Origin of the sequence: Pigmentiphaga sp., assembly GCF_019689535.1 — a bacterium.
In the GTDB taxonomy this organism is placed as follows: domain Bacteria; phylum Pseudomonadota; class Gammaproteobacteria; order Burkholderiales; family Burkholderiaceae_B; genus Pigmentiphaga.
On the sequence record NZ_JADGHH010000269.1, the window covers coordinates 1 to 3,751 of the forward strand.

Below are 3,751 nucleotides of genomic sequence, written 5' to 3' on the forward strand. Positions count from 1 at the left end.
GTGCTGCGACGCGCCGTCGACATGTTCGGCGCCGACCACATCATGTGGGGTTCGGACATCGGGACCTCTTCGGGCACCTACAAGGAAATGGTCCAGCGTATGATCGACGCATCGGTGCTGTTGACCGAGGAGGAGAAGCGCGCCGTCTGGCACGACACCGGCAAGCGCGTGTTCGTGAAAGGCGGCACCCGGCGCTGACGGTGCAGGGCGGCGGCAGGCCATTGCCTGCGTCCCGTCCGGCCGACGAGCGGCGTCCCGGCGGCGGCCGGGGCACGCTCGAAGGGTCCGTCGTACTTCTCGAAGCGTAGCGCGCATCCCACGGGTGCCATACTCGCCGACGCTTTTTTCGTACGGAGGTCCACGTGCCTTCTTTCCCTCCCGTCCAAGCGGTGGTCCGGACCATCGAGTTGCTGCAGGCGTTGAATCGCCAGCCGGTGTCCACGCTCAATGTGTTGCACCAGCAGACGGGTATTCCCAAGCCATCCCTGATCCGGTTGCTGGAATCGCTGGCCTCGAAGGGGCTGGTGCGGCATGCGCCGCAGTACGGGGCCTACTATCTGACCTCGCTGGTCAATACGCTTTCTTCGGGTTATCACAGCGAACCGCGCATCGTCGAGGCCGCCCAGCCGCGCATGGACGCGCTGACCGAGGCGATCAAATGGCCTCTGGCCATCGCCGTGTTCGACACCGACGCGATGGTGGTGCGTTACAGCACCATTCCCCATTCGCCGCTTTCGCTGCTGCATTCATCGATCAACATGCGGCTGAGCCTGGTGAGCCGCGCCATTGGGCGGGCCTATCTGGCGTTCTGCGATGAGGACGAGCGCGAGACCATTCTTGCCTTGTTGCGGCAGTCGACCAACCCCGAGGACGCGCCGGCCCGGGACGTCGAGGCGGTCCAGAAAATGATCGCGCAGACGCGTGCCCAGGGCTATGCGCTACGCGACCCGGCCGTACGCCCCGTGTCGCGCACGCTTGCCGTGCCGGTGTTCGACGGCAAGCACGTCGTGGCGTCGTTTGGCATGACGTGGTTCGCTTCCACCCTCACGGACGAGCAGGCCGTCGAGCGCTACCTGGGTCCGCTGCAGGAAGTGTCGCGGGGCATTTCCGAAGATTTGTCCAAGCTGTAGCAAGGGCTGGCCCGGGATTCGCACAGGCGCGGCCGGCGCCAGGGGCCTGCCGCTTGCCGGGGCGGGCCGTCAGGCTGCCACACTTGGGGCGGGCATGGGATATTCGTCGGCGTTGCAGACCAGGCCCGGCTTGCTGGAAAAATCCAGGCGCGGCGGGGCAAAGATATCGATCAGCCAGCAGTCGCCCTGGCTCACGTTGCGGCTGGTATGCATGACCTTGGCCGGAATGACCGTGACCGAAGGGCTGCCGATCTCTACGTGCTCGTCCTCTTTCCACATGTCCATGTCGGGCGTCCATGGCCAGCGCAGGTGATGGACGTACGTACCTTCGACAGCAAGCGAAGCCTGTTCGAAGTCGGCATGCGTGTGGGGGCTGAGTTTGTGCACGTCGCGTGGCACCGTGCGCTTCGCGAGGAAGTTCACCATGAGGTTGGTGCTGCGGAAGATGCGCATGTTCGTATCGGGCCGCACGTAGTCGGCCAGCACGTAATGGCGCAGCTTGAACCCAGCGGGGGGATCCGGCCAAGGTACCAGGGGCGCGACTTCGGGCGCGCCGTCGGCGTAGACGGCATTGTTGGACGAGGCTGCCACCAGGTCGGTCGCGCGATTCGAAAACACGCGCACGATGGTGCCTGAGGCGGTTGCCTCGACCCGGCTCGGCCCAGGGGGCACGATGGTGACGGTTTCGGCCAAGGCCTCGAGGCGTTCTTCGCCGGCCTGGATGCGCGCGCTTCCACGGTGCACGAACACAAAGTACTCGTCGGGGTTGTCGGAGCGCTCGAGTACGGCGCCGGGCTCGACCTGGGAAACGGCGACGACGAAGTTGGCGCCGCGCGTCAGCCACGTGCGAGCCCCCGCGGCCTGTTGCTGGGGTTCGGTTTCATAATGCGCGGCGTAGGTGGCGGGGCGCGGAAGTTGAGCTTGAGCTGTCATGGCTTCTCCTTGCATGCGTGCGGAACGGGCCTCAGCCTTGCGCTCGGCTGCCGGCTACGGCGACTGATTGCGCGCCTTGGCGCAACAGAGATTGATCGGAGCCGATCACGAACCAAGTCGCGCCCTGGGCGGCGAACTCGTCTCGTTCGGCCGCATTGGCGACGAACATCGCGGCGATCTTGCCTGCATCCAGTGCCGCGCGAACGATGCGCGTCGTTGCTTCCAGCACCGCGGGGCTGCGCGAGCCTTCTTCGCCCATGGACAAGGCCAAGTCAGCACGACCCACGAACAGCCCGCCCACGCCCGGCACGGCGGCAATGCGCTCGACGTTGTCCAGGCCCGCGACGCTTTCGATCTGGCACAGCACCAGCGTCTGGTCGCCCGCCTCTTGCGCCTGCTTGTAAGTCATCGTGCCGTAGCCTGCCGCGCGCGGCGAGCTGGAGAACCCGCGCTCACCGCCTTTGTAGCGGGCGCGTGCGACGATTTGTGCCGCCTGTTCCGCCGTGTCGACGTGCGGCACCACGATGCCCGCTGCGCCCATGTCCAGCACGGACAGGATGGTCGATGCTTCGTAGTCGGGCACGCGCACGTAGAGCGGCAGCTGCGCGGCGCGCCCTGCGAGCATCATTAGGTCGATCGCACTGCGGTCGAACGGTGCATGCTCGGCATCGAGCACGCCGAAATCCAGCGCGGTCGTACCGAGTATCTCGACTATGTGCGGCGACACGGTCTTGATAAATGTACCGGCCTTGATCGGTCGGTTGGTGTCAGAAGATGAGCGCGTCATCGATCGTTCCTTCATGAATAGACAACTCCGGGCATCCTCGCCCGGTGGCGCCGGCGCGCCCACGCCCTTGGGCGCGGCACCCTCCGGCTGCGCCGTCAGGCGGTCGGCTCTCCAGGCGGCGACTGCAGCATGGGGCGGTGGAAGATTTCTCCCAATCCGGCGTAATAGGGACCGCCCAACCGGGCGATGGGGCGCATGGCGATGGCGTCGACATGGCGTCCGTTGTATATGGCCTCGGACAGGTGAAAGGCGACGACTTCGCCGATGTACAGCGTGTTCAGCCCGCGTCCGAGCGGCAGCACGTGCTCGAGCCGGCATTCCATCTGTATCGGCGTGGCCGGGATGCGAGGCGGCTTGACGAGGCTGCTTGGCGCGAGTTCAATTCCCAGGGCCTGCGGCTCGCTGACCTCCGGGGGATAGTCGGCGCCGGTCGCGTGCATTAATTCCAAGGTGGCTTCCGTGGCCACGTTGACGACGAACTCGCCCGTTTCCTTGATGTTGCGGGCGGTGTCTTTGAGCACCCCCTTGCGCGACCCGATGTTGACCGCCAGCATGGGCGGGCTGTGGGCGACGTAGTTATACGAGCTGAAGGGCGCTGCATTGACGCGCCCTGACTCGTCCTGCGTCGTAATCCACGCGACCGGCCGGGGCGCGACGCAGCCGACGATGAGCCGATAGGCCTCCTCGGTGCTCATGCCCTCAGTCTTTAGCGTTACAAATCCATTCATCCGAAACTCCCACCGCAGCCTGCGGCGATTCGACTCGAAAAAAACCGCCCTTTCCCGCACAGGCGCTCACGCTGGCCCATGCCGGCAGGCGGTCGGCGCCGGGCCGCGGCCCCGCGCCCCGCGTCTGGTGCATGCGCCGCGGTTCCCCCCCGGCTGCTCAAACAAGCCGGATT

5 protein-coding genes are annotated in these 3,751 nt (G+C 65.9%); 2 read left to right on the forward strand and 3 right to left on the reverse strand.

The window, feature by feature from the left end; translation table 11 throughout:
• Nucleotides 1-198: amidohydrolase family protein (locus IRZ12_RS16420; protein ID WP_296470780.1), on the forward strand; the 198-nt coding region annotated here is incomplete at its 5' end.
• Between the two features lie 164 nt (nucleotides 199-362).
• On the forward strand, nucleotides 363-1,130 hold the full coding sequence (locus IRZ12_RS16425) for a DNA-binding transcriptional regulator (RefSeq protein ID WP_296470783.1): 768 nt from the start codon (nucleotides 363-365) through the stop codon (nucleotides 1,128-1,130).
• A 69-nt stretch (nucleotides 1,131-1,199) separates the two neighbouring features.
• Here the strand turns inward: IRZ12_RS16425 and IRZ12_RS16430 are convergent, their stop codons facing one another.
• The 3 genes from IRZ12_RS16430 to IRZ12_RS16440 form a co-directional block, all read right to left on the reverse strand.
• Entirely contained in the window at nucleotides 1,200-2,063 is an 864-nt protein-coding gene (locus tag IRZ12_RS16430) for a hypothetical protein (RefSeq protein WP_296470785.1), read from the reverse strand.
• 31 nt (nucleotides 2,064-2,094) lie between these two features.
• Nucleotides 2,095-2,850 carry an aldolase/citrate lyase family protein gene (locus tag IRZ12_RS16435; protein WP_296470787.1) on the reverse strand — a complete coding sequence of 252 codons (756 nt, stop codon included), beginning with the start codon at nucleotides 2,848-2,850 and terminating at the stop codon, nucleotides 2,095-2,097.
• Nucleotides 2,851-2,945: 95 nt separating this feature from the next.
• Nucleotides 2,946-3,545, reverse strand: coding sequence for a flavin reductase family protein (locus IRZ12_RS16440; RefSeq protein WP_296470790.1), 600 nt, complete (start codon nucleotides 3,543-3,545; stop codon nucleotides 2,946-2,948).
• Between the last annotated feature and the right edge of the window lie 206 nt (nucleotides 3,546-3,751).

Bases quoted from the DNA above. Each gene is read 5' to 3' on its own strand.
- IRZ12_RS16430 (WP_296470785.1), bottom strand. From the start codon at position 2,063: ATGACAGCTCAAGCTCAACTTCCGCGCCCCGCCACCTACGCCGCGCAT.
- IRZ12_RS16435 (WP_296470787.1), bottom strand. From the start codon at position 2,850: ATGACGCGCTCATCTTCTGACACCAACCGACCGATCAAGGCCGGTACA.
- IRZ12_RS16440 (WP_296470790.1), bottom strand. From the start codon at position 3,545: ATGAGCACCGAGGAGGCCTATCGGCTCATCGTCGGCTGCGTCGCGCCC.